The organism is Marinobacter sp. UBA2688, from assembly GCF_002352785.1.
Taxonomy (GTDB): domain Bacteria; phylum Pseudomonadota; class Gammaproteobacteria; order Pseudomonadales; family Oleiphilaceae; genus Marinobacter; species Marinobacter salarius.
This window is the reverse complement of record NZ_DELU01000009.1, coordinates 28689-51509: the sequence shown is the minus strand read 5'-3', so window position 1 is coordinate 51509 and position 22821 is coordinate 28689. Positions and strand designations below refer to the sequence as shown.

General features: G+C 57.6%; 23 protein-coding genes. 10 read left to right on the top strand and 13 right to left on the bottom strand.

Annotated elements, in window-relative coordinates; all coding sequences use genetic code 11:
• Positions 1-25: 25 nt before the first annotated feature.
• Together B3M52_RS04145 and B3M52_RS04140 are read left to right on the top strand one after the other, a co-directional pair.
• On the top strand, positions 26-607 hold the full coding sequence (locus tag B3M52_RS04145) for a DUF6036 family nucleotidyltransferase (protein WP_083637125.1): 582 nt from the start codon (positions 26-28) through the stop codon (positions 605-607).
• A gap of 28 nt (positions 608-635) precedes the next feature.
• Complete coding sequence (locus tag B3M52_RS04140; RefSeq protein WP_083637124.1) at positions 636-1010, top strand: hypothetical protein; 375 nt, start codon at positions 636-638, stop codon at positions 1008-1010.
• 14 nt (positions 1011-1024) lie between these two features.
• On the opposite strand, the gene B3M52_RS04135 is transcribed toward B3M52_RS04140, so the two are convergent.
• Both B3M52_RS04135 and B3M52_RS04130 read right to left on the bottom strand, forming a co-directional pair.
• On the bottom strand, positions 1025-1771 hold the full coding sequence (locus tag B3M52_RS04135) for an NYN domain-containing protein (protein WP_091644230.1): 747 nt from the start codon (positions 1769-1771) through the stop codon (positions 1025-1027).
• A gap of 146 nt (positions 1772-1917) precedes the next feature.
• Positions 1918-2073 carry a hypothetical protein gene (locus B3M52_RS04130; RefSeq protein ID WP_286748935.1) on the bottom strand — a complete coding sequence of 52 codons (156 nt, stop codon included), beginning with the start codon at positions 2071-2073 and terminating at the stop codon, positions 1918-1920.
• A 187-nt stretch (positions 2074-2260) separates the two neighbouring features.
• Here B3M52_RS04130 and B3M52_RS04125 point away from each other — a divergent pair, with 187 nt between their 5' ends.
• A complete protein-coding gene (locus tag B3M52_RS04125; protein ID WP_286748934.1) occupies positions 2261-3232 on the top strand; it encodes a calcium/sodium antiporter in 972 nt (323 codons plus the stop codon).
• A gap of 22 nt (positions 3233-3254) precedes the next feature.
• On the opposite strand, the gene B3M52_RS04120 is transcribed toward B3M52_RS04125, so the two are convergent.
• The 8 genes from B3M52_RS04120 to dctP form a co-directional block, all read right to left on the bottom strand.
• The gene (locus tag B3M52_RS04120) at positions 3255-3704 is read right to left on the bottom strand and encodes a DUF4124 domain-containing protein (RefSeq protein ID WP_075194367.1); all 450 of its coding nucleotides are present in this window, start codon (positions 3702-3704) and stop codon (positions 3255-3257) included.
• A gap of 94 nt (positions 3705-3798) precedes the next feature.
• Positions 3799-5007: a glycolate oxidase subunit GlcF gene (glcF, locus tag B3M52_RS04115; RefSeq protein WP_075194366.1), complete on the bottom strand. Its 1209-nt coding sequence runs from the start codon at positions 5005-5007 to the stop codon at positions 3799-3801.
• Positions 5008-5203: 196 nt separating this feature from the next.
• On the bottom strand, positions 5204-6268 hold the full coding sequence (gene glcE, locus B3M52_RS04110; RefSeq protein WP_286748932.1) for a glycolate oxidase subunit GlcE: 1065 nt from the start codon (positions 6266-6268) through the stop codon (positions 5204-5206).
• A complete protein-coding gene (locus tag B3M52_RS04105) occupies positions 6261-7733 on the bottom strand; it encodes an FAD-linked oxidase C-terminal domain-containing protein (RefSeq protein WP_286748931.1) in 1473 nt (490 codons plus the stop codon). Before B3M52_RS04105 ends, glcE begins: the two co-directional genes overlap by 8 nt.
• Positions 7734-7772: 39 nt before the next feature.
• Positions 7773-8198, bottom strand: a complete 426-nt coding sequence (locus B3M52_RS04100) for a GlcG/HbpS family heme-binding protein (protein ID WP_286748930.1) — start codon at positions 8196-8198, stop codon at positions 7773-7775.
• 18 nt (positions 8199-8216) lie between these two features.
• A complete protein-coding gene (locus B3M52_RS04095; RefSeq protein ID WP_286748928.1) occupies positions 8217-9758 on the bottom strand; it encodes a TRAP transporter large permease in 1542 nt (513 codons plus the stop codon).
• Positions 9755-10468, bottom strand: a complete 714-nt coding sequence (locus B3M52_RS04090) for a TRAP transporter small permease subunit (protein WP_278367427.1) — start codon at positions 10466-10468, stop codon at positions 9755-9757. Before B3M52_RS04090 ends, B3M52_RS04095 begins: the two co-directional genes overlap by 4 nt.
• Before the next feature lie 96 nt (positions 10469-10564).
• The gene (gene dctP / locus B3M52_RS04085; RefSeq protein ID WP_278367426.1) at positions 10565-11704 is read right to left on the bottom strand and encodes a TRAP transporter substrate-binding protein DctP; all 1140 of its coding nucleotides are present in this window, start codon (positions 11702-11704) and stop codon (positions 10565-10567) included.
• Positions 11705-11952: 248 nt separating this feature from the next.
• On the opposite strand from dctP, the gene B3M52_RS04080 reads away from it, so the two are divergent.
• The 6 genes from B3M52_RS04080 to astE all read left to right on the top strand — a co-directional run bounded on the left by B3M52_RS04080 (position 11953) and on the right by astE (position 17063).
• A complete protein-coding gene (locus B3M52_RS04080; protein WP_286748927.1) occupies positions 11953-12711 on the top strand; it encodes an FCD domain-containing protein in 759 nt (252 codons plus the stop codon).
• A 153-nt stretch (positions 12712-12864) separates the two neighbouring features.
• A complete protein-coding gene (locus tag B3M52_RS04075) occupies positions 12865-13635 on the top strand; it encodes an ABC transporter ATP-binding protein (RefSeq protein ID WP_091644241.1) in 771 nt (256 codons plus the stop codon).
• Between the two features lie 135 nt (positions 13636-13770).
• Entirely contained in the window at positions 13771-14523 is a 753-nt protein-coding gene (locus tag B3M52_RS04070) for a transporter substrate-binding domain-containing protein (RefSeq protein ID WP_075194360.1), read from the top strand.
• Between the two features lie 51 nt (positions 14524-14574).
• Positions 14575-15279, top strand: a complete 705-nt coding sequence (locus tag B3M52_RS04065; protein WP_036208713.1) for an ABC transporter permease — start codon at positions 14575-14577, stop codon at positions 15277-15279.
• Between the two features lie 3 nt (positions 15280-15282).
• Positions 15283-16005 carry an ABC transporter permease gene (locus tag B3M52_RS04060; RefSeq protein ID WP_075194359.1) on the top strand — a complete coding sequence of 241 codons (723 nt, stop codon included), beginning with the start codon at positions 15283-15285 and terminating at the stop codon, positions 16003-16005.
• A gap of 38 nt (positions 16006-16043) precedes the next feature.
• Positions 16044-17063, top strand: a complete 1020-nt coding sequence (gene astE / locus B3M52_RS04055) for a succinylglutamate desuccinylase (RefSeq protein ID WP_075194358.1) — start codon at positions 16044-16046, stop codon at positions 17061-17063.
• 2 nt (positions 17064-17065) lie between these two features.
• Here the strand turns inward: astE and B3M52_RS04050 are convergent, their stop codons facing one another.
• Both B3M52_RS04050 and B3M52_RS04045 read right to left on the bottom strand, forming a co-directional pair.
• Positions 17066-20095, bottom strand: coding sequence for an efflux RND transporter permease subunit (locus B3M52_RS04050; RefSeq protein ID WP_286748925.1), 3030 nt, complete (start codon positions 20093-20095; stop codon positions 17066-17068).
• Complete coding sequence (locus B3M52_RS04045) at positions 20095-21174, bottom strand: efflux RND transporter periplasmic adaptor subunit (protein ID WP_075194491.1); 1080 nt, start codon at positions 21172-21174, stop codon at positions 20095-20097. The genes B3M52_RS04050 and B3M52_RS04045 overlap by 1 nt, the downstream gene beginning before the upstream one ends.
• A 164-nt stretch (positions 21175-21338) precedes the next feature.
• Between B3M52_RS04045 and B3M52_RS04040 the strand changes: the two genes are divergently transcribed.
• Positions 21339-22004, top strand: a complete 666-nt coding sequence (locus B3M52_RS04040) for a TetR/AcrR family transcriptional regulator (protein WP_075194356.1) — start codon at positions 21339-21341, stop codon at positions 22002-22004.
• Positions 22005-22024: 20 nt separating this feature from the next.
• Here the strand turns inward: B3M52_RS04040 and B3M52_RS04035 are convergent.
• The coding region (locus tag B3M52_RS04035; protein ID WP_286748922.1) for an N-succinylarginine dihydrolase at positions 22025-22821 on the bottom strand (797 nt) is incomplete at its 5' end.

The window sequence follows — 22821 nt, the reverse complement described above, 5'->3', positions numbered from 1 at the left end:
GAACAAACGATTAAGGATATATTCCGTGACGCTCTACACCGACACCCCAATGGGAAAGGCTGTACTGGAACTGGTAGAAAACCTCTCATATCTCTTGGCTGAGAAAGGAAACCCTCCCGGGACTTGTCGAGCCTATATTTTCGGCGGCTGCGCTTTGCATTTACACACCAAGGCTCGGGGCAGTAGTGACTTGGACGTTGAGTTGGAAGCCGCCAAGAAGGTTTCAATCGGGGAGCTCGTTCTGGAGCTGGACGACATCTTCTATGACGACCCAGATACCGGCCCGTCTTCAATTGTCTTGGACGAAACCTTCAATCCGACACTGGCCCCGCTGCACGAGCTCTACCAGGAAGAAGCCATTCGATTGAACCCAAACGAGGACAGCTCGCCGCTCGAAGTCTATGTTGTACAGAAAGTGGACTTAGCTATTTCCAAGCTTGGCCGATATGGGGACCAAGACATCGACGATATCCATACCCTTTTTTCCCATGGCCTTGATATTGAGGAATTCAGGAAGCGAGCCCTCGAAGCCTCAAAATACTATGTCGGTAATGTCAGCACTTTGACAAGCCATATTGAGCACGTTATAAACACCTTCAAACCCTGATGTTTTTTGATCGATCATGAGCGCATTCTTGGAACTCTCCAAAAAAGGCTTATCTGATGCTAAGCCCCAAGAGGTGGTTCAAACTGCCTTGGAGCTTTGGCACAAGAGTTATTTGCCATCGTTGACCGGGCTTTCCGTTGAGAACAAGCGCGTTGCCGGCTACCTGCTTGATCGGCTTTCACGCTTCAACTGCCTATCAGCCGAACAGAAAGCCAAACTCCAGGAAGTTGCTTATTCAGCCAGAGCTGATGTCCCCCATCGGGAGAGCCAGTTGAAGGTTGATTCCCTCGCCAAACAATGGGGCCTGGACTATGACTTGCGCCCATTCATGAAGGATTTACTTCCGCTCCAAACCAGGCATTTCAAACGTAATTTCGCGAAGCACAACGATGAGGCAGCCTGATTACACATGGTTGTCTACTTTTGGTCTAAGGGCTTATAAGCCCGATACCCCTGCCCATTAGCCCCCTTCTTCACCGTAAAATACTCAGACCTCTCTACCAGCAGGTCAGAGAACTTCTTTGCACCATAGGTTCTCGGGTCAAAATCCGGGCGTGTGCGTTTGAGGAATGAACCCGCGGCGGAGAAGGTTGCCCAGCCCTGATCGTCCTGGGTTTGTTCCCAGGCCCGTTTTAGCAGTGCCACTTCCTCGGGGAGCTTTTCCTGTTTCTTCCTCGGGGTTTCGGATTTGGCGGGCTCATCGGGCGCAATTTCTTCCGGGTACTCCAGGTTCTCGGTAAACAGGAAATCGTCACAGGCGCTTCTGAATGAGACCGGTGTCTTTTTCTCGCCGAATCCGAATACGTATATCTCGGATTCCCTGAGCCGGGAGGCCAGTTTGGTGAAGTCGCTGTCGCTGGAAACCAGAGCGAACGCGTCAAACTTGGAGGAGTAAAGTAGGTCCATCGCATCAATAATCATCGATGCATCAGTGGCGTTCTTGCCTTTGGTATAGGCGAATTGCTGGATGGGCTGGATCGCCAATTCGTTCAGAACGGTTTTCCAGTTTTTGAGGCTGTCGATGGACCAGTCACCATACGCCCGCTTTACAACCACGTGGCCATGGGAAGACAGCTCTTCGATAATCAGCGGCAGCTTGGTCAACTGGGCGTTATCGGCGTCGATCAGAACGGCGATTTTCTTGTGCTGCTCAAGGTCCTTCAATGCGGCTCTTCCTTTGTTGTTGGCACACACAAGAAGAGTATCAGTTAGCAGCTTCCAAGGGCATGTATCTCCTAATCCAACAGACCTTTGAGCCGAACATACCTCCTTCGGCTCATGCCAACCGAAGACTTCCGCAAACCAACCCTTCAGGCAGCCTTGCGGAAGTCCTCGATTCGTACCGCTTTATCCCGCTTACGCTTGTACTTGCTCTTATCTTCCACCACCCGCATCTGGTACTTCGGGGTTTTCAGGTCACGCTGGACCGCGCTGTGTTGTGTGGGCTTTGCCCTCTTCTTTGCCATATCGGATCGCTCCCAGGTTGGCTGATTGTCAGTTGGAGGATAATACCATCTCGCCAGGCGTTGTCCCCGCCCCATCCGCATAACTGCTGAGATAACAGCACTCACGTTTGCGTCTAATATCCTCCCGAACCAGAATGACTTACGTCACTCATACCGGCGCCCGGCGCCACAGATTCAGGAATCCACCATGCTTCTCTCGTTTGCCGCCATTGCAGTCGGCCTTGCCCTCCTGGTGTGGAGCGCCGGCAAGTTTGTTGAAGGCTCGGCGGCAACGGCCGGGTACTTTGGCATGCCACCGCTGTTGATCGGCATGGTGGTGGTTGGTTTTGGCACCTCCGCCCCTGAGATGGTGGTGTCCGCCCTGGCGGCGACGCAGGGCAATCCGGGGCTGGCTCTGGGTAACGCCTATGGCTCAAACATCACCAACATCGCCCTGATCCTGGGTATTACGGCGTTGATCAGCCCAATTGCAGTTCACTCGCAGGTGATGCGCAAGGAGTTGCCTATTCTCACCGCCGTAACGGCACTGGCCGCCTGGCAGGTGTGGGATGGCGAGCTGACGTTTGTGGATGCCCTGGTGCTGCTGGGCGTGTTTTTCCTGTTGCTGGCATGGTCCATCCGCCAGGGTATGACCCAGAAAAGCGATGCCCTGGGCGCGGAAATCGCGGAGGAAATGAGCCACCGTGCCATGCCGCTTCGCAAGGCTGTGTTGTGGCTTATTGTTGGCCTGTTGCTGCTGATCGTGAGTTCGCGGATTCTGGTGTGGGGTGCGGTTGAGTTGGCGCTTGGTTTCGGTGTGAGCGACCTGATCATCGGGTTGACCATTGTGGCGGTGGGCACGTCCCTTCCTGAGCTGGCGTCGTCGGTAATCGCGGCCCGCAAGGGGGAGCATGATATTGCCCTGGGCAACATCCTGGGTTCCAACCTGTTCAATACTCTGGCGGTTGTGGGCATTGCGGGCACCATCAGCCCGATGGTGGTGGCGCCGGAGGTGTTCTACCGAGATATCGCGGTGATGTCAGCGCTCACACTGTCGCTGTTTGTCCTTGGCTATGGCTTCCGTGGGCCTGGGCGAATCAACCGGGTGGAAGGTGGGTTCCTGCTGGCCTGTTTTATAGGCTATACGGCCTACCTGATCTCCACCACGTTCACATCCTGAACCATCGGCACGGCGGGAACCGTCAACCAAGCAGGCACTCACGTGACAGCTTCTGACTGACTTCCCGCCGCTGTCGCCGCAGGCGGTTGCCCTGGTCGTTGGAGTATCCGGCCCGCAGCTGCTTCTGGATACGGTCCAGCTTTTCCCGGTAACCCTCGCAGCGGGCGTTCTTGCGCTCGCGTTCACGCGCTTCCTGTTTGTCCGTCAGTGTGCGCTGGCCACTGCTGCTGCCCTCAAGGCTGCGGTTCACTTGCTGATTGATGGTGCTGACCCGCTTGCCCCGGGTGATGTTCTCCCGCATGGGGATCAGCGAAGGGCGTTTCAGTTCCACATGCTCGTGTTCACGCGCTATGGGCTTTATATCGGTAAAATGCGCAACGCCCTGGTCGTCGATCCAGGTGTACATTTTTTGGGCTGATGAGATGGCGGGGATAACGAGCAATACAAAAACTGCGGCCTGCCTCCATGGCATTGGTTTCCACTCCCTGTGGTTTGTGTGTCGGCGCGGGCATTATAAACAAAACCGCGTGCGAGTGAGAGGGCCAGTATGATGGCTGGCCCACAGATCACGCATCCAGTAGCTCGATCCAGTGCTGGACCGGCACCTGGGCCTTGGTTTCCAGGTGCATCTGGCAGCCGATATTGGCGGTAACGATGCGGTCTGGATTGTCCACTGTCAGGGCCTTGAGCTTGTTGTTCAGCAGGCGTTGGCTGAGTTTGGGCTGGAGGATCGAGTAGGTGCCGGCGGAGCCACAACACAGATGTTTTTCCTTGGTTTCCGCCAGTTCAATTCCCGCTTTACGCAGTACCTGGTCCACCACGCCACTTTGCTGCATGGCATGTTGCAGGGTGCAGGGGCAATGGAATGCCACCTTGCCGGCTCCTTGGGGCACCGTGAGTTTTTCCAGGTCCTGCTTGAGCAGGAAGGCGCCCAGGTCGATGGTCATATCGCTGACTTTCTGCGCCTTGGCGGCGTAATGGGGGTCGTCTTTCAACAGATGGCCGTACTCCTGGACCATTGCGCCACAGCCGGACGCGGTCATGACGATGGCCTCGGCGCCCGCTTCAATGGCTGGCCACCAGGCGTCGATGTTGCGGCGCATGGCGTTGAGTGCCTTATCATGCTCTGAGAGGTGATGATTCACGGCACCGCAGCAACCGGCTTCCGGGGCTTCCACCATGGTGATACCCAGTTTGTAGAGCACTCGGGCAGCCGCAGCGTTGGTGTTGGGCGTGGCGGAGGGCTGAACGCAACCGGCAAGGGCGAGCACAATGCGGTCGTGACTGGCGGCTGGCCAGGGGCTGGCCTTTTTCCGGGGTGGTACTTTGGTGCGCAATACGGCGGGCAATACCGGGCGAAAGAACTGGCCCATGCGCAGCAAGACGCCGAACAGTTGACGGTTGGGAAGCACCCGTGCCAGCGCCCAGCGTATCCACCGCTCTTTGGGGGGCCGTGGCATTTCCTGTTCCATCAGTCCTCGGCTGATGTCGACCAGGCGGCCGTATTTCACACCGGAAGGACAGGTGGTTTCACAGCTGCGGCAGGTGAGGCAGCGGTCGAGGTGTTCACGGGATTTTTCGGTGACCTCTTCGCCTTCCAGGAACATTTTCATCAGGTAGATGCGGCCGCGGGGGCCGTCGCGTTCGTCGTTCAGTTCCTGGTACGTTGGGCAGGTGGCGGTGCAGAAGCCGCAATGTACGCAGGCACGCAGGATGGATTCGGCTTCCTGGCCTTCTGGGGTGTTGGCGAATTGTTGGACTAAATTGGTTTGCATTGTTTACCTGCTTTTTTGATTTGGAGCACAAGTGAGCGGTAACCCCTTTTCTGAAACACGCTCCTTCGGCACATCCATGTGACGCTTGGACTCCGCCATCCATGGCTCCGTACAGTTTCAGAAAAGGGGCCACCACTCACTTCCCCGGCATCTCAGAAGGCCCGCTCAGTTTCCTGTGAGATACCGGAGCTGATTGTTACAACCAGCTATAAAGTCGGCCCGGGTTAAAAATACCGTCGGGATCAAACGACTTTTTCAGCCGTTGCTGAATTTCTTTTAGCGCCCTCGGCTGGTGGTGCATTACCTCATCGGTGCGATCCCCGCCGCGGAACAGGCTTACCTGGCCGCCAGCGCGCTGGGCCAGGGTTTCCAGCCGCGCTATGTCGGCTTCCCCGCGATACCAGCGTTGGGAACCGGCCCAGTCGATCAGCCAGGGGCCATCAAGGTCCGGGTTTTTGGCGGTGGAGCCGACGGAGAAGCGCCAAAGCGGTTCATCACCGGCAAAGAAGTCATGCTGCATGTGTTGTAGCTGTTGCCAGAACTGGTCGCCCTGCTCCACGACTTCACCGGACCACTTTCCGGCGGTGGCCTCCACGGCGGATTTGGCACCAGCGAGGCGCAGATACACTTTGCCGTCCACCCAGGCAGCACCGGTGATGGGTTTGGGCTCTTTGGCGCGGCTGTTCATGTAGTGGATGACTTCGTCCATCGCCATGTCCTGCACCAGGGTGACGGACATCGCCGGTTTGGGCATGACTTTGAGGCTGATCTCGGTGATCGCACCCAATGTGCCCATGGCACCGGCCTGTAGCCGGGAGGTGTCGTAGCCGGCCACGTTTTTCATTACCTGACCACCAAAGCGCAGGTGTTCACCCTTGCCGTTGAGCAGGCGGATGCCCAGCACCTGGTCCCGTACCGAGCCGGACCAGGGCCGTGCGGGGCCTGAGAGGTTGCACGCGAGCGTGCCACCGAGCGTGGAACCATCACCAAACCTGGGCGGTTCGAAGTGCAGGCACTGGCCTTCTTCGGCCAGAGTGGCTTCGATTTCCGCAAGGGTGGTGCCGGCACGTGCGGTCAATATCAGTTCCACAGGATGGTATTCAACGATGCCTGTGTGCTCGCCCATGTTCAGAGAGCCTGCATCAGCGTCGGCGGCCCGCCCCATGAAGGCCTTGGTGCCACCGCCTTCGATATTCAGTTTCTGGCCCGTCTTGCGGGCCTGGAGAACCTGCTCCTGCAGCTTTTGAGACAGATCAGCCATGTGCCGCGTCCACCGTGTCGTGCTTGTGTTGTTTGTGCTCCAGTGAGCGGTATTCCTGGCAGAATTTCAGGGCGGGCACGCCCTTGCCAGGGTTGAGGATGCCAGCGGGGTCGAAGGCGGCCTTTACGTCGTGGAACTGCTGCAGCTCTTCATCGTTGAACTGCACCGCCATCTGGCGGATTTTTTCGACGCCCACACCGTGTTCACCGGTGATACAACCGCCCACTTCCACACACAGGTTGAGGATGCTGCCACCGAACGCTTCGGTGCGCTCGAACTCGCCGGGCACGTTGGCATCAAACAGGATCAGCGGGTGCAGGTTGCCGTCGCCGGCGTGAAACACGTTGGCGACTCGAAGGTCGAATTCCTTGGACATTTTTTCCATTTCCAGCAGCACGTGGGCCAGGTGCCGACGTGGAATGGTGCCATCCATGCAGTAATAGTCCGGCGAAATGCGGCCGACGGCCGGGAAGGCGGATTTTCGGCCTTTCCAGAGTAGCGCCCTCTCCTCTTCGCTCTGGGAGGTTTTTACCGAGGTGGCGCCGAGTTTGCGAAAGACTTCCTCGGCCTGCTCGATGTGCTCGTGGACTTCCTCTTCGGTGCCGTCCACCTCACACAGCAGCAGTGCCTTGGCTTCACGCGGGTAACCCGCCTGTGCAAAGTCGTCGGCCGCCACGATGGCGTAGCCGTCCATCATTTCCAGGCCGCCGGGGATAATGCCATGGGAAATGATTCCGCCCACGGCGTCCCCGGCTTTCTGCACGCTGTCGAAGCCCGCCATGACCACCTGGGCAATTTCCGGTTTCGGCAGCAGTTTGACCTTGACCTCGGTGACGATGCCCAGCAACCCTTCGGAGCCGGTCATCAACGCCAGCAGGTCCATGCCGCAGGCATCCAGGGCGTCATTGCCGATGGTGACACGCTCACCTTCGGCGGTGATCATCTCCACACTGAGAATGTTATGAACCGTCAAGCCGTATTTCAGGCAGTGTACGCCGCCGGAGTTCTCCGCCACGTTACCGCCGATGGTGCAGGCAATCTGGGACGAGGGATCCGGCCCGTAGTAGAGACCGAACTGGGCAACCTCTTCACTAATGGCCAGATTACGAACACCCGGTTGCAGTCGCGCCGTCCGTGCTAATGGATCGATGTCCAAAATGCGGTTGAACTTGGCCAGCGACAGCACCACGCCCTCCTTGTGGGGCATGGCGCCTGCACTGAGGCCTGTTCCGGCACCGCGGGCGACTACCGGCACTTCGTGCTCGTTGCAGATGCGCATCACCCGCTGCACCTGTTCGGCGGTTTCCGGCAGCACCACGAGCATTGGCATCTCGCAATACATGGACATGCCATCGCATTCATAGGGTTTCATGGTTTCGTTATCAGTGATGACGAAGTCCGGGTCTATGAACGCGCGGAACTGTTTCGCCAGTTCCGCTGCGCTGATTTTCGGCTTGGTGGTCATATCGTTCTCTGGGATCAATGGCTTCCGGTATGACAGCCGTCAACCGCGTTTGGTTTCAAAGTAATCAATCCCTGCCTGGGCACAGTCCATGTCCTGCTGGGGGGTACCGGAACTGATACCGATACCGCCCACAACCTCACCATCGACCATTACCGGCAGGCCGCCACCGACGGAACTGATGCGCCCACCCACTTCGGTATGGATGCCGAAGGCCAGCTTGCCGGGCACGTTGACCGCGTTGTAGTCGTGGGTCGCCTTCTTCGCGGCCGAAGCGGTGAACGACTTGTCCTGGGCAATGGTCACACTGGTGATCTTGCCGCCGTCCATACGTTCGAACGCAATCAGATTGCCTGACTCGTCCGTAATGGCGATACACATGGGAACGCCGATCTCGCGGGCCTTTTGTGCCGCGCCTTCGATGAGGATTCTGGCGTCCGCCAGATCAAGCCGATTAACCGTCAACATAATCCATTACTCCTTTTTTTAGCCATAAACCAGATTGGGTAGCCATGTGACAACGCCCGGGATGAGTACGCAGATAAACAGCCCCAGCGCCTGAATGGCCAAGAATACCAAAGACGATTTGAAGATAGTGCCCATGGTGATATCCGGCGGACACACGCCCCGAATATAGAAAAGTGCGTAGCCGAACGGTGGGCTGAGGAACGACATCTGCATATTCACCAGATACAGCACCCCAAACCAGAGCACCACATCTGTACCTTCCACACCCGGCAAGCCGAACAGGCCCGTAAATTCCAACGCCTCAACAATGGGGATAAAAATCGGCACCGCCAAGAGCAGGATACCAACCCAGTCAAGGAACATGCCCAACACCACCAGCAGAACCATCAACAGCAGCAGTACAGCGTAGGATGAGAGGCCGATGCCCAGAATGGTTTCGGTAATGAACTCCTGTCCGCCCTGCAGGATATAAAACCCGACAAAGACTGACGCACCGAACATAATCCACAGCACCATGGCCGTTGCCTTGGCGGTGGTCACGGACGCATCCCGGAGCGTGGCAATGGAGAACACCTTGTGCTTCATCGCCACCAGAATAGCCCCGAAGGAACCAATGCCTGCTGCCTCTACGGGCGTTGCAACACCGCCGAACAGAAGCCCGAGTACCAGGAAAACCAGGAAAAGCGGCGCGATCAGGTCTTTTAGCAGCAGCAGCTTTTCTTTCAGCCCGATCCGCTCTTCCTCTGGAACTGGTGGCCCCAGCTTTGGATTGATATACGAGCGAATGCCCACGTACAGGATATACAGACTGGCGAGAATCAGGCCCGGAATCACCGAGCCCAGATAGAGCTCACCCACCGACTGCTGTGCCACAACGGCGTAGAGGATCGCCAGAATGGACGGCGGAATCAAAATGCCCAGGGTACCCCCGGCCATGATCGAGCCCAACGCTATCTTCTGGTCGTAGCCACGCTTGAGCATCGCTGGCAGTGCAATAATGCCCATCGTCACCACTGCGGCACCAATCACACCGACCATTGCGGCCAGAATCGTGGATGCCATGATGGTTGCAATGGCCAGGCCGCCACCAAGGCCGCCCATCCATTTGTAAACCACGTTGAACATCTCTTCGATCAGGCCAGCCCGTTCCAGCATTGACGCCATGAAAATGAACAGCGGAATCGCCGCCAGGTCCGAGTTGGTCATCATCGGGAAGATGCGACTGGGGATGATGTTCAGCATCATCGAGTCGCCCACCAGATAGACGAACATCACACCCAGGCCACCGGTCACAAACGCCAGCGGCAACCCCATCATCAACAGCACGGCCAGAGAGCCGAACATGATGTAGGTCAGAGGACCAATCTTTACATCCGACAGAATGCCAGAGAGCCTGAACAGGAATCTCTCGTCACTCCAGGGGTCGTAGAACAGGATGTTGATGACTTCCACCAACATCACAAAACCGAGCGCGATCGTGGCGATGATCATCAGCCAGGTGCCAAGCTTGCCGATCAGAGGATTGCCGGGGTTGGCGTTGGTCATAGTATCTGAGCTCATGCGCTTTGCTCCCGGCCAAGTTTGATGTAGATAACGATGTCCTTGAGCAATTTGGACAGGCCAGCCAGGAACAGCAGCGTCGACCCCAGCAGCATGATGCCTTTAACAGGCCAGTAATGAATGCCCCAGGTTTCAACGGTTCGCTCATCCATCGAGTAGGAGTTTTCCAGGAAGGTCCAGGAGGTAATCATCAACGCAATCGCAAACATAAAGAAAAACATGGAAGTGAATATGTCCATACCCACGCGACCACGCGTCGGCAGGAAGTTATAAACCACGTCAACCCGAACATGGGCGCCATGAAGCAGTGCAAATGCCCCGGCCATCAGATACTGCATACCGAACAGCAGAAAGCTGGCTTCGTGGACCCAGATAGTGGGCTGGTTGAACAGGTAGCGCATGACTACTTCAAAGAAGTAGAACACCACCGCATTCACGGTCCAGAAAGAAATAAAGACGCCGGATTTCTGGCTGATCCAGTCCACTGATTTGGTGAACCAGTTGCTGGCGTCACTGTAATCAACGGTTTTTTTTAGTTCCGCTTCAATCTGCTGAAGCTTTTCGCTGGCCTCGGCATTCTTATCGACGGCTTCTACACCGCGCTGGGATAGCCAGCGGTCCAGAGCCATCATGATCAGCGGCATCACCGCCAGCCAGCCCCAATAGAACCAGTGAGGCAGCACAAAGCCAAACGCACTCAAATCAGACATGTTGTTGTCACCTTAATCACAGAGCGGGGAAGGGAGGGCATGCCTTCACAGCATTCCCTGCCTTCCCCGTGATCAGTTTTTTATGGTTATACAGGCTTACATGCCTTTCAGGTCTTCCTCATCGAGGTAGCCAACGGTTTCGTTCATCATGTATTCAATCTGAATATCCAAAATGGCCTTTGCGTCTTCGTTTTTGTTCGCCCAGTTGAACCAGATCGGGATCGCTGCTTTCCGGAACTCATTAACATCCTGCTGACTAAGCCGGGTTACCGTGGAACCGTCTGCCTTGAACTTCTCCATGGCCGCAATGTTGCGCTCCTGGATAGTCAGATAGTGCTTCTGGGAATAGTTACGCACTTCGTCTTCAACCAGTTGCTGCAGTTTCGGATCAAGCGCATTCCAGGCCCGCAGATTCACGGTCAGGTCCATCAGGTCCACCGGCTGGTAGATGGACATAACGCCAGGAGGCCCGAACATGATGTAGTCGGTCACCTGGGAGAAGCCCAGCTCATAATTCACTGCAGGGCCAACGTAGTCAGCGGCGTCGATAGTGCCCTTCTCCAGAGCTGGGAAAATATCCGAGCCCGGAAGACTCACCGTGGACACACCAAACTGCTGGAATACTTCCGCGACCATACCGCCCGGTACGCGCATCTTCATGCCTTCCATATCGGCCAGACTGTTAACCGGCTTCTTGGAGTGAATAATATTGGCATCGTGCTGGATGGGGCCGACGTAAAACAGGCCGTACTTCTTGTAGATTTCGCGGGTTTTTTCCAGCATGCCCATGGAATAGAACATGATGTCCCACATGTGCGGCTGGTCCGGGCCCGCAGGGTAGGATGACAGGAAAACCGAGGCCGGAATCTTGCCGGACCAGTACAGGGTGAAAGGATTCATGCCCTGCAGAACGCCGTTACGAACTGCCTCGAAAAGGGCATTGTTATCCGCCGCGACAGATTTTGCCGGATAGGGTTTTATGATCAACTCACCACCGGATTTCTCTTCCATGCTGTTGGCCCATTCCTCGAACAGGTCATAGCCCACGGTGCCGGCGTCCCATACCGACTGAATCTTCCAGGTGGTTGCCGCCTGCGCCTGCCCTGCACCGGCTAGCGCCACGCCGCAGAAGGCAGCGGCAAGGGCGACCGATTTCAGGAAGCCGCGCCTGGGTGTGGTGGATAAGGCCTGGGTGTGCGGAGCGCTGTACTGCTCACTGTTCTCGTTGGTATTCATCGACACATCTCCGTTGACATTGTTTTTATCGGGGTCAGGTCAACGCCGGCAACAACCGGCATTGAATCGATATTCGTAGTCCTGCCGGGTTTAGTCCAGAAGATTGCCAACTGGTCAGACCAGTTTTGTAAATGCCGGATAGACGAAAACGCCGTAATGAGCCATATTTACTGGTCCCGAAAGGGATTCTTTAAATCAAGACACGATAAAAACAACTGGTCCGACCAGTGGCCCCAGCAGGAAACATCATGGCAATCGCTCAGGAAATCTCCTATCGACTCGAACGGCTCATTCTCGACGGCGGGCTGGCGCCGGAACAGAAAATGCCCTCGGAACGGCAACTGGCCACCCGTCTTGGCGTGTCCCGTGCCATCATCCGCGAAGCCCTACACGAACTGCAGGGGCGGGGCGTGATTGAAACCCGGCATGGCAAGGGTTCCTTTGTAGCCCGCATCGTGCCCGGCAGCGAGGAAGACGGCGAGGACAGCCCGTTATTGCAGATGTTTACCGGCCACCCGCGCACTCTGTATGACCTGCTCGAGGTACGGGAGCAACTGGAAGGCCAGGCCGCCTACCTGGCCGCACAGCGGGCCACTGCGCTGGACCTCCATCGCATCACCAAGGCCTATTCCGCGCTCGAACAGACCGACCCACTCACCAACGCCCGGCCGGATCACAGTTTCCATCAGGCCATCGTGGAAGCGTCCCACAATCCGGTCCTGGTGCATGTTCTGAATGGCTTGAAGAACCTCATGCTGTTGACGGTGGAAGCCTCCGTGGCCAACCTGAATCCGCGTGAGGAAATGCGCAACAAGATCTCCCGGCAACACAAGCGAATCTACCAGGCGGTGATGGCAGGAAAGCCTGAGGCGGCAAAACGCATCGCCATGGCCCATGTGCGTTTTGTCAGTGACGCCATGCGTACGATCGAGCAACAGGGAACGGCCATTATCCGGGTCTCCCTGCACGCATCGGCAACATCGGAAAAGCCACCACAACGGGCATAAACGGCAAAAAGCTTGCATCAAACGTTCAATAATCCACAATTAACACGCGGTATGTGTAATGAAAAACAGAAAAACCCCGCTTTAGGGGGATTGATTTCCGCATCCACAGCCCGTAAAACTTGCGCCTTTGTTATATAGCCTCGGGAGCCACCTATGGCGGATTCAGCGCCTCTGATCTGCAAGGACATCCACAAGACCTTTGATCAACTGGAAGTCCTCAAGGGCATTTCACTGGAAACAAAGAAGGGGGATGTCGTTTCCCTGATCGGCAGCTCCGGCTCCGGTAAGAGTACGTTTCTGCGCTGTATCAACATGCTCGAGACACCCACCTCCGGCGACATTATCGTGCACGGCGACCCGATTCGGTTCACCACCAACCGCAAGGGCGAGCGGATTCCGGCGGACAACAGGCAAGTTGAACTGATTCGCGCCCGGCTTTCCATGGTCTTCCAGAGCTTCAACCTCTGGTCTCACATGACCGTGCTGGAAAACATCATTGAAGCCCCTATTCACGTGCTCAAAGTGCCCAGAAAAGAAGCCATCGAAAGGGCCGAAGCCTATCTTGAAAAGGTCGGCATCTACGAGCGCAAGGACTACTACCCGGCCCAGATGTCAGGCGGGCAGCAACAGCGGGCCGCCATTGCCCGTGCCCTGGCCATGGAGCCGGAAGTGATGCTGTTTGACGAACCCACGTCCGCGCTCGACCCAGAGCTCGTTGGTGAGGTTTTGAAAGTCATGCAGAACCTCGCGGAAGAAGGCAGAACCATGATCGTGGTAACCCACGAAATGTCGTTTGCGCGGGATGTGTCATCCCAGGTCCTGTTTTTGCATCAGGGCGTGATCGAGGAGCAAGGTACACCGGACAAAGTCTTCGACAATCCGGATTCAGAAAGAATGAAGCAGTTTCTGGCTCCAAAGTTCTGACGTGCAGTGCTATCTTGAAACCATGTTTCCTTGTCGGGGCAGATCCGCCCCGGAAGTAAATGCCAAAACCAGCAAAATAAGGCAGACCACTGCCGATAATAAAGCCCACAAGGCTGACTACTGGAGAAGTGACTCATGAGAAAACTGATTGTTGCAGCAAGCGTCGCCCTGGCCATGATGGCCGGTGTCGCCCACGCCCAGGAACGTAACCTTCGCATCGCCTTCGACGTGCCCTACGAGCCGTTCGAATACAAGGATGAAAACGACGAACTGACCGGTTTCGAAGTGGAACTGGCCGAAGCCATGTGTGAAGAGATGAACGCCAACTGCGAATTCGTTATCCAGGCATGGGACGGTATGATTCCGGGCCTGCTGGCGCGCAAGTTCGACCTGATCATGTCCTCCATGTCCATTACGCCCGAACGTGCTGAGCGTGTGCTGTTCTCCGAGCCGTACTACAACACTCCGGGTGGCTGGTTCGGCCCCGAAAGCTTCAACACCGACGTCACCGACATGGCCGCCATGGAAGGGATGACCGTTGGCGTACAGCGCGGCACCACCATGGACACCTTTGTGACCGAAAAAATGGGTGGCGTTGTGACCATCAAGCGCTACACCACCGCTGACGACATGGTCCTTGACCTGGAAGGCCAGCGCCTGGACGTGGTCTTTGTGGACTACCCGGTTGGTGAGCAGACCGTCCTGAGCAAGGATGGCTTCAAGGAAGTTGGCGAGCCGGTCAAACTCGGCCAGGGCGTGGGCGTCGCCATGCGCAAGCGTGACGAGGATCTGGCGCAGGAAGTCAACGAGGCGCTTGCCACCCTGAAGGAAGATGGTACCTACGACACCATCATGGAAAAGTACTTCGCTTACGACATCAAGATGTAAAACTGGCCCGGGGGCAGCGTTTTTTGCTGCCCCCGCTTACCGGATGTACCCATGATTGACTTGAAAGGCTACGGCCCGGCCCTGCTGGAAGGGGCTGTGGTCACCATTGAACTGGCCTTCTTTTCCCTTGCTCTCGCGCTGGTTCTGGGGCTGATTGGCGCTTCCGCCAAGCTGTCCAAAAGCCGGGTAGCCATTGGGATTGCGACCACGTATACCACCCTGATCCGTGGCGTACCGGATCTGGTCATGATGTTGCTGTTTTACTATGGCGGCCAGGTCGCGGTTAATAACCTGTCGGATTACCTCTACGACGCCTACGACATAGACTTCTTCTTCCAGTTTGACCCTTTTATCTCCGGTGTCATCACCATTGGCCTGATCTTCGGTGCCTACATGGCGGAGACGTTCCGTGGTGCCTTTCTCGCCGTGGAGAGCGGTCAGATTGAAGCGGCCCGTGCCTACGGTTTCAGCCGCTGGCGCACGTTTCACCGAATCATATTGCCGCAGATGCTGCGCCATGCCCTTCCTGGCATCGGCAATAACTGGCAGGTACTGCTCAAAACCACCGCACTGGTCTCCATCATCGGCCTGACCGATATGGTGCGTGTCGCCGAAGAAGCCGCCAAGGCCGAGCGCATGCCATTCCATTTCTTTATTCCGGTGGCGTTTGTTTACCTCAGCCTGACAGCCGGTTCCGAGCTGTTTATCAAGTGGCTCAACAAGCGCGCCAATATTGGCGTGGTACAGGGGAGCTGAACCATGCCTGAATTTCTTGCTGAACTGCTTAACCAGAACGATATCTTCACCGCCCCCACCATCATGGAATACTGGGGCGGGCTGGTCACTACCGTTCAACTGGTATTTCTGTCACTGATCCTGGGCCTGCTGGTTGCCGTTCCCCTGGCGATCATGCGCACCTCGAAGAACCCACTGATCAACGGCCCGGTCTGGTTCTATACCTATATTTTCCGGGGCACACCGTTGTTGATCCAGCTGTACATCATTTACTACGGCCTGGCCCAGATAGAGGGTATCCAGCAAACCTTCTGGTGGGACATCTTCCGTGAAGCTTTCTACCCGGCCCTGCTGGCGTTCACACTGAATACCGCCGCCTACACCACGGAGATTATCCGGGGTGCCATTGTAGCCACACCCAGTGGGGAGATTGAGGCGGCAAAGGCCTATGGCATGAGCTGGGCACTGCGGATGCGCCGGATTATCCTGCCGAGCGCGGCGAGGCGGGGTGTGCAGGCATACTCCAACGAAGTCATTTTCATGCTTCACGCCAGTGCCATTGCCAGCGTGGTGACCCTGGTGGACCTGACCGGGGCGGCGCGGAACATTTATTCCCGATTCTACGCCCCCTTTGATGCGTTTATCTTTGTGGCGCTGCTCTACATGGTTTTGACGTTTATGTTGGTGTTTGCTTTCCGCAAGCTGGAAAACTATCTGTTGCAACATCAACGGCCGGTGAGTGGCTGACAAATCCACAGTGCAGGGACGTCCGGAGCGCAGCTGAAATGATTTTTGGTCCTGGCCTTGATTGGCTTTCTCACACGCTCACGCGAACAGAGCACGCAACATCGGAAAAGATTGTTGTTCTGGACGACGGCACGGGGTTGCAGTTGCAGGACTCCGGGCTCCTCTATCTGGAACCCCCTACTGGGCGCCCCAACCCCAACAATGAGTCGCTGATTGTTTCCGCTGGCATCCATGGGAATGAAACCGCGCCCATTGAGGTTCTGAACCATCTGTTGAATGAGCTGATCGACGGTCAATGGCAACTGGCCTGCCCGGCGCTGTTGATACTTGGCAACCCAATGGCGATGGATGCTGGCCAGCGCTTTATTGACGTGAACCTCAACCGCCTGTTCGGTGGCGCCCACCGTAAACCGGAATACCGGAACTTTCCCGAGGCGGAGCGGGCCCGGTTGCTGGAGGACGCCTGCAGGGCCTTCGCCACCAAACACTCTGCCAATGTGTGCCACTACGACCTGCACACCGCCATTCGCCCGTCATTGCGGGAGAAGTTCGCCCTCTATCCGTTTGTGGAGGGACGGGATATTCCGGATGGGCAGATTGATTTCCTGCTGGAGGCGGAGGTGGAAACCCTGCTATTGCAGCATCGTGAAGGCACCACCTTCGCCTCGTTTTCCTCGTCCGAACTGGGAGCAGAAAGCTTCACTGTGGAACTTGGCAAGGTACGGCCTTTCGGGCAGAACGATCTCGGCCGCTTCACGGGTATTGCCAATGCCTTGCGACGACGACTGAAAGGCGAGGAACCGCCGAAAAGGGACAAGGGGGCAGCACCGATAACAGTGTTTGAAGTGGTGCATGAAATTCTGAACACCGGCGACAGCTTCCAGTTCCACGTGCCAGACGACGTCGCCAACTTCACCATGTACGACCCGGGCACGGTCATCTGGGAAGACAGTAACACCCGCTACACGGTAGGCGACACACCCGAAGGCATTGTGTTCCCGAACCGCGACGTACCCGTTGGCCAGCGGGTAGGCCTGATGATCAGACCCACCCGCTAGCGTCAGGCCGGAGCGTTCTCTGGCTCTGCCACCTTGCAGCTGATCACGTGGGTACAGACCGACGGTACCACCAGCAACGTCAGTACCGTAGAGGCCAGCAGGCCCGAGATAATGGCCCAGGCCATTGGCGGCCACAGGGTGGAGCTGGAGAACGCCAACGGCAACAAGCCGGCAACCGTCGTTGCGGTGGTCAGAAGGATGGGCCGGGTGCGCTGCTCCACCGCCTTGCGAACGGCGTCGCGGATGCGATCGCCTTTCTCCAACTGCCGATCCATCACATCCAGCAATACGATGGCGTTGTTCACCACAATCCCCACCAGGGCGATAACGCCCAGCAGAGACTGAAAGCCGAACGGTGAGCCGGAGAATACCAACCCCGGGAAGATACCCACGGTGGCCAGTGGCACGGTCAGCAGGATAATGCCGACACGCCGGAAGGAATTGAACTGAATAAGCAGGAAGAACAGCAGCAACAGCACACCAATGGGCGCCGTGGTCAGCAAGGCGTTGTTGGCATCGCCGGAGCCCTCGGCATCACCACCCATGTCCAGCCGGGTACCCGGGGGCAAAGGATTTTCTGCAAGCCTTGCTTCCAGCCCTTCCAGAGCCTGACTGAAGCTGTAATCTGCTATCAGATTGGACCAGACGGTATTCATCCGGGTGCCATTGCGTTGGAACAGGGCCGCCGATTGCCAGGACGTTTCCACCGAGGCAATAGCGGAAAGAGGCACCGCGTCGCCCCGATCGTTGTAGATATTCACCGACAGCAACCGTGGTAATGACAGGCTGGTGCCTTCCCGGGAGCGCAACACCAGGGGAATCGGATCTTCTTCCTGGCGATACTGTTCAGCCACCACACCAAAGCTCTGACCGTAGAGGCTTTGGGCAACATCGGCACGGTTCAGGCCGTATCGGGCCGCGCTGGCATCGTCCACATTGATGGCAATGCTCGGTACGCCGATATCCAGGTTGTGGCGCACATCCACCGTGCCCTTAACGCTGCGTAACGCCGAGAACACCTGTTCCACGGCACGGGCGCGGGTGTCGTCGTTGGCGTGATAGACCCGCACTTCCACCGGCGCTGCCCGTGGCGGCCCCTGCCCCAGTATTCCCGCTGTTAACTGCAACTCCGGCATTTCATGCCCGGCGTAGTCACGAATCCACTGCACCAGGCCGGTGGTGTCTTCCAGGGTGGGCGTTGATACCACGATTCGCCCGCGGTTCGGCGCCTGGGGCTCACGCTGCAGATTGTAATAGAAGCTGGGGCCGGTAAAGCCAACAAACCGATGCACCTCCAGGGCCTCTGGTCGGGAGCGGATCGCACGCTCAAGGTCGGCCGCCACACTGGACGTGCGCTCCTGATCCGTGCCTTCGGGCATGTAAAGCTCAACCACCACCTGGGGACGATCCGCGTTGGGGAAAAACTGCTGTTTCATGAACGGCGTGAGTGACAGGCTGAACACCACCAGTGCCGTACCCGCAAGGATCAAGGTGCCCGGACGCCTGGCCACCAGGGCGCCGAGAAAACGGGAAAGCCCAACCAGCTTGTCTTCCCGCGCGTCTGTCTTGCGGGGTTTCAGGAAGCGGGCCGCCAGCAGCGGTACGGCGGACACCGCCAGCAGATAACTGACGGAGAGGGTGAGCATGATCATCACTGGCACACCACGGGTGAAATCCGCCGTGCCACCCTTGGACAGCAACAACGGCATGAACGCCGCGATGGTAGTGCCCGTGGAGGCTCCCAGCGGTCCCGCCAGCTCCTTCACAGATTGTTTCAGGGCGTCCAGCCATCGCATGCCGTCATCCAGGTACCCCTGAATGCTCTCGACAATCACAATGGCGTTGTCGATCAGGATACCGAGGGAAATCACCATGCCGATGACAGCAATCTGGTGCAGTACACCACCCCCCAAGTCATAAAGGCCGATACTGATCAACGCCACCATCGGCAGGATCGACGCCACCAGCAGCCCCATGCGGATGCCCATACCGGTGAACACCACGGCCACAATGATGATAACGGACATCACCAGGCTCCAGGCCAGGTTGTCGAGCCGCTCTTCCACCTTATCGGGCTGGAAGAACATCTCGCGGATTTCATAGGGAGCGAACTCGTCACGGATCGTCGATAGCCGTTCCCGCACACGTTCGCCAAACCGAATGGCGTCGGTACTGCCCTCCTCCATGATCATGGAAACCAGCACTACCCGTTCACCGTCGTACCAGGCTTCCGGTTGCCGGGGCTCCGCTGGGCCACGCCAGACTTCAGCAGCCGCGGCGAGGGGCACCTGGGAGCCGTCCGGCAGTTCAATGGGCGTCGCGCGAATGGCATCCACACTGGTGAATTCGCTGTTTGGCAACACCGACAGACGACGACCGTCGGCGATAACAAAACCGCCCGGCGTGGTCTGGTTGCGGCGCGCCAACGTGTCCAGCACGCGTGCGGGGGAAATGCCCAGCCGGTACATGGCTGCGTCGTCCAGCGCCAGGGTGATCTGTTCGTCCGCGTCACCCTCCAGTTCAATACGGGACACGCCGGAAATGTCCGCCAGATTCTGTTTCAGGCGCTCCGCCACGTCGCTCAGTTCGGTAACCGAACCAGAACCGCTGACCGCAAGAATAATGGCAGGAATATCAATCAGGCGGTCGTCCAGAACCATCTGGCCAACGTCATCCGGGAAATCCAGGCGCGCCCGGTCCATGGCCTGGCGGACACGGTCCCAGGCGGAATCGGTATCGTAGATGGTGTCGTTCAGGCGCACGTTGAAAATCGCCACACCGGTGCGGGCAGTGGCCTGGGTGTAATCAACCTCCTCCACCTGGCGCAACTCGTCCGACAATGGCTGCAGTACCAACCGCTCAACGGCTTCGGCGCTGGCGCCTGGGTAGTTGATGCTAATCAGACCGGCGCGATAGGGAAATGAAGGATCTTCCTGGCGCGGCATGGTGCTGTAGGCCGCAATCCCCAGGAGGCACAGCATGGTCACCACCATGCCCAGCAAGCGTTGAAAGTTCAGCAGGCGCAGTGACATCAGCGCACCTCCACGGAATCACCGTCGGAAATACGGGTCATGCCGGCAAAGACCACCTGATCACCAGCGCTAAGATCGGAGGCATCCACCACTACACGCTCACCGATAATCCGCTGCACCGTCACCGGCACACGGCGGGCAACGCCATCGGAAATGCGGAACACGCTGGCGCCTCCGTTGGATTTCATCACCGACAACAACGGCACCGTCGTGGCCACGGTTTCACGGGGCGTAATACCCACTTCCACCGGCTCCCCGGGTTCGAGGGTATCTGCCGGCAGGCTGACCAATACCGGATGGAGCTCGCCGCGAACACCTCCGGGCTGGGCAATTTCCACAATGGAGCCGGTGACTGGCGCACGGTTGCGATCCTGCACCGACCAGACCGGCAGCAGTTGCGACAGCGACACATGGTTGAGCATATACGCCGGTACCCGCACTTCCACTTCGCGCCCCTCTGGGGACGACAGACGCATCACCGGCTGGCCGGAGGCCACAAACTCATCCCGTTCCACCAGCAAGGCTTCAACCCGGCCGTCGAACGGCGCCCTCAGTTCACTCTCTCGCAGTAAGCGTGTGGCCTCGGCAAGAGATGCTTCGGCCGTTGCCATACTGGCTTTCAGGCTGTCCCGCCGGGAAGCCAGTTGCTCGAGTCCCTGCTCTGAAACGACCCCGCGCTCGTGCAGTTGGCGGGAGCGTTCCCACTCCCGTTTGGCCTGATCATATTGGGTTCTCAGTTCGTCCAGCCGGGCAGCTGCGGAATCCCGTGCCGGTTCCAGTGCGGGGTTATATACCCGCGCCAGAAGGTCATCGGTCTTGACGGTCTGCCCCAGTTCGACCGCGCGCTCTCGCAGGGTACCACTGACCTGGAACGTCAGCGTCGCCCGCTGGGCTGCCCGCACGATGCCGGAAAACCGCAGGGACACCCCTTCCGTCTGCCCCCCGGTGACATCGGTCGCGCGCACCGTCACCGGGGCAGCGCCCTGTTCTGGCGCCGATTCACTGGATTTACAGCCGCCAACAAGCAGGCTTGCAACGGCTACAAGGGAAACAATGGCGGAACGCCGGGCGATGCTCATCGAGAAGTCCTCTCTTCCATGGTCACGGTGTTTTTTCATCATCCATCCAATGGACAAAAATTCATTATCAGACATAATGTCATTCTTTGACAACTTGTCAATAATCGGTTTTCATCTCTAACCATGTATCATGAGAGCGCAGTCTCAATTATCCGGAATCCCCTATGAGTGAGCCGTTAAAAACCCGTAGAGAGAAAGAGAAGCAGGCCAGGTACGACAGCATCCTGGATGCCGCGGAGTTGGTGTTTGCGGAGAAGGGCTACGAGCGCACATCCATGGACGACATCGCCCGCACGGCCGCACTCAGCCGCGCATTACTGTACGTCTACTTCAAGGATAAGGCGGCAATCCAGCGCGGCATCATGCTGCGTGCCGGCCACAGCCTGTGCCGTCGCTTTGAGGAGGCGCGTCAGACGGCTGATACCGGGCTGGCTCAGATCTCCGCCATGGGGGTCGCCTATTACAACTTTTACCGCGAGCAACCGGATTACTTCTCCGCACTGACGACCGCCTCCACGGCGATGGCAGAGGCCGATGATGAGTTGGCGGGCGAGATGTTTGGCTGCAAGGCGGAAACCATGGAGTTGATGGTCGGTGCAATACACCTGGGGCTGGAAGACGGCACCATGAACCGCGACCGCATCCATGATCCGGCGGAGACAGCGCTTTATCTACGCGGCGCCCTGCACGGCGTGATCATGCTGTGCCAGAGCGAAATGGCCGATAGTGACCTGGATAGTGGCTTGGGTAGTGGCCTGGAGTACAACGTTTCCGCGGAATCACTGATACGCCATACCATGGAGATGCTGACGTCCTCTATCTCGTCCTGAGAAAAGAGGACAGAACCGGGTCAGAGCTGGAAATCGTAGATAGACCCAAGCCCCAGAATCCCCGTCAGCTCGTCCAGCGCCTTGCGCACTTCCTCAAGCAGCATCGGGTCACCCAGGTCGTCCTGTGAAAGTTCCTCGCGGTAGTGCGCTTCCACCCAGGTAGTCAGGCGCTCGTAAAGCGCATCGGTGAGCAACACGCCGTGATGCATGGCCTTGAGTTCGTCGTCATTCAACACCACCCGCAAACGCAAACACGCCGGCCCGCCGCCGTTGCGCATCGACTGTTTGACGTCGAAAACCTCCACCGAGGTAATAGGGCCCGCGCCTTCGACCAGCTCATCCAGATAACGGCTGACCGACGCATTTTCACGGCACTCCCCCGGCACCGCCAGCATCATGCCGTCGGGCGTGTTCAGCAACTGACTGTTGAACAGGTAGGAGGCAACGGCGTCTTCCAAAGGCACTTGCTCACTGGTGACACGCACGGCCTCCAGTTCCGCACCCGTCAGGCGTGAGCGGATATCCGCCAACACCGTTTCTTCGTCCAGGAATGCCAGCTCGTGGTAGAACAACGCGTTGCCATTGCCCACCGCGATAACGTCGTTGTGGAACACCCCGGCATCGATCGCGGCCGGGTTCTGTTGGGCGAACACCACGTGACTGTCTTTCAGGCCGTGCAAACGGGCGATTGCCTGTGAGGCCTCCAGGGTCTGCCGCGCGGGATAGAGTTTCGGTGCTGGCGCCTGTTCGTTAAAGGCGATCTGGCCATACACGAACAGTTCCACACCCGGTTCGCCATACCCGCCACACAGGCGGG

Bases quoted from the DNA above. Each gene is read 5' to 3' on its own strand.
- glcE (WP_286748932.1), bottom strand. From the start codon at position 6,268: ATGGCTGATCTGTCTCAAAAGCTGCAGGAGCAGGTTCTCCAGGCCCGC.
- B3M52_RS04050 (WP_286748925.1), bottom strand. From the start codon at position 20,095: ATGTCACTGCGCCTGCTGAACTTTCAACGCTTGCTGGGCATGGTGGTG.
- B3M52_RS04075 (WP_091644241.1), top strand. From the start codon at position 12,865: ATGGCGGATTCAGCGCCTCTGATCTGCAAGGACATCCACAAGACCTTT.
- B3M52_RS04130 (WP_286748935.1), bottom strand. From the start codon at position 2,073: ATGGCAAAGAAGAGGGCAAAGCCCACACAACACAGCGCGGTCCAGCGT.
- B3M52_RS04090 (WP_278367427.1), bottom strand. From the start codon at position 10,468: ATGTCTGATTTGAGTGCGTTTGGCTTTGTGCTGCCTCACTGGTTCTAT.
- B3M52_RS04070 (WP_075194360.1), top strand. From the start codon at position 13,771: ATGAGAAAACTGATTGTTGCAGCAAGCGTCGCCCTGGCCATGATGGCC.
- B3M52_RS04125 (WP_286748934.1), top strand. From the start codon at position 2,261: ATGCTTCTCTCGTTTGCCGCCATTGCAGTCGGCCTTGCCCTCCTGGTG.
- glcF (WP_075194366.1), bottom strand. From the start codon at position 5,007: ATGCAAACCAATTTAGTCCAACAATTCGCCAACACCCCAGAAGGCCAG.
- B3M52_RS04040 (WP_075194356.1), top strand. From the start codon at position 21,339: ATGAGTGAGCCGTTAAAAACCCGTAGAGAGAAAGAGAAGCAGGCCAGG.
- B3M52_RS04105 (WP_286748931.1), bottom strand. From the start codon at position 7,733: ATGACCACCAAGCCGAAAATCAGCGCAGCGGAACTGGCGAAACAGTTC.
- B3M52_RS04120 (WP_075194367.1), bottom strand. From the start codon at position 3,704: ATGCCATGGAGGCAGGCCGCAGTTTTTGTATTGCTCGTTATCCCCGCC.
- B3M52_RS04095 (WP_286748928.1), bottom strand. From the start codon at position 9,758: ATGAGCTCAGATACTATGACCAACGCCAACCCCGGCAATCCTCTGATC.
- B3M52_RS04060 (WP_075194359.1), top strand. From the start codon at position 15,283: ATGCCTGAATTTCTTGCTGAACTGCTTAACCAGAACGATATCTTCACC.
- B3M52_RS04065 (WP_036208713.1), top strand. From the start codon at position 14,575: ATGATTGACTTGAAAGGCTACGGCCCGGCCCTGCTGGAAGGGGCTGTG.
- B3M52_RS04045 (WP_075194491.1), bottom strand. From the start codon at position 21,174: ATGAGCATCGCCCGGCGTTCCGCCATTGTTTCCCTTGTAGCCGTTGCA.
- B3M52_RS04100 (WP_286748930.1), bottom strand. From the start codon at position 8,198: ATGTTGACGGTTAATCGGCTTGATCTGGCGGACGCCAGAATCCTCATC.
- astE (WP_075194358.1), top strand. From the start codon at position 16,044: ATGATTTTTGGTCCTGGCCTTGATTGGCTTTCTCACACGCTCACGCGA.
- dctP (WP_278367426.1), bottom strand. From the start codon at position 11,704: ATGAATACCAACGAGAACAGTGAGCAGTACAGCGCTCCGCACACCCAG.
- B3M52_RS04080 (WP_286748927.1), top strand. From the start codon at position 11,953: ATGGCAATCGCTCAGGAAATCTCCTATCGACTCGAACGGCTCATTCTC.